The organism is Synechococcus sp. R55.7, assembly GCF_047461955.1.
Taxonomy (GTDB): Bacteria; Cyanobacteriota; Cyanobacteriia; order Thermostichales; family Thermostichaceae; genus Thermostichus.
The window spans coordinates 14,830-15,905 of the sequence record NZ_JANSIC010000025.1 but is presented as its reverse complement, the minus strand read 5'-3'; the positions used below and the strand labels follow the sequence as shown (position 1 = coordinate 15,905).

Here is a 1,076-nt window from a genome sequence, read left to right as displayed (position 1 = left end):
GTGACTGGGGCCGGAGAATGAAGATAGGCTGGAAGCGAACGTTGGTGTTCATCCAGGCGAGCGGGGGAAAAAGATGAACGAGCCCATGTCGCCGTCAGTACGGGCGGCTATCGAGCGGATGAAGTCTCGTTTGCGCATGACTCGTCGCTTTGGGTTTTGGTTCCAGGCAATCTTGGGGGCGACGGCGCTGCTGCTGTGGTTTGGCTTTTTAATCGGCCAAAATACCGTCTATCGAGATGACTCGCTGGGGGCTGTCATCGCCTTCTGGTTCACCTTGTTTACATTGCTCACCCTGGCAGCCGGTCTATTTTTCAACTGGCGCTACTTGCTCCACGCGGAGCGCCGCTCAGCTTCTGCTGATGCCCTAAGCCAATTGGATTTGCCCAAGCAGTTGCAGTTGGTCACCTATGTCAGCCTCATTGGGGCCTTCCTTGCTTTGATTGGTATGGAAGCCCAAGTGGGCGAGCTGTTGGCGCGCATGTTTTCCCGCACCCAGGCCAACCAGGTGACAGGAGTGCTGCTGCTGGCCGCCAACATCAACGTGACGTTTGCCCACTTCGTCTGCTTGGCAGGGGTTCTCTGGATTACCGGTGTCCTCGACCGCGAACCCTAGCGCCGGATCCCTGGCCCACCTTTGGGAGTCATGTGGACAGTGGCGAGACGGCTTGTTGTTTTTATAGTCGTTTACAGTCGTTCCAGTTCAGGGCAAGACACCTGAGCTACTGTTCGCGCTAGCGGGACGGAGTCCTTGAAAGGCCTTCTGGCACGGTGCATTTAACGTTTTAGGCGTGGGTGCAGTGTCCTAGTTTGAATCGAAATGACCATAAATGGGCAAAGCAAAGAGCCCCCAACTTGGGAGATAAGCTGGGGGAAGCCCTTTAGGTTTGCTTGAGTTTTCTCCAGACCACCCAGGCCTTTGAGACCTTTGCGACCTCAGTAAAAGCAATGGCTTTACTTAAAGCCCACTGCCGCTTGCCAGACAAAAGCCAGCAGGAAAAACAGAACAGGGATGATCGGCAAAATGTCGATCAGCGGGTCAAACAATTCATAGCCTTCCGGCAAACTGGCCAGGAGCA

General features: G+C 54.8%; 2 protein-coding genes. One reads left to right on the top strand and one right to left on the bottom strand.

Annotation, left to right across the window (positions count from 1 at the left end; all coding sequences use genetic code 11):
- Positions 1-73 precede the first annotated feature (73 nt).
- Entirely contained in the window at positions 74-613 is a 540-nt protein-coding gene (locus NW820_RS02495) for a DUF3611 family protein (RefSeq protein WP_414332564.1), read from the top strand.
- A gap of 338 nt (positions 614-951) precedes the next feature.
- On the opposite strand, the gene NW820_RS02490 is transcribed toward NW820_RS02495, so the two are convergent.
- On the bottom strand, positions 952-1,076 hold a 125-nt coding region (locus NW820_RS02490; protein WP_414406600.1), incomplete at its 5' end, for a photosystem II reaction center protein K.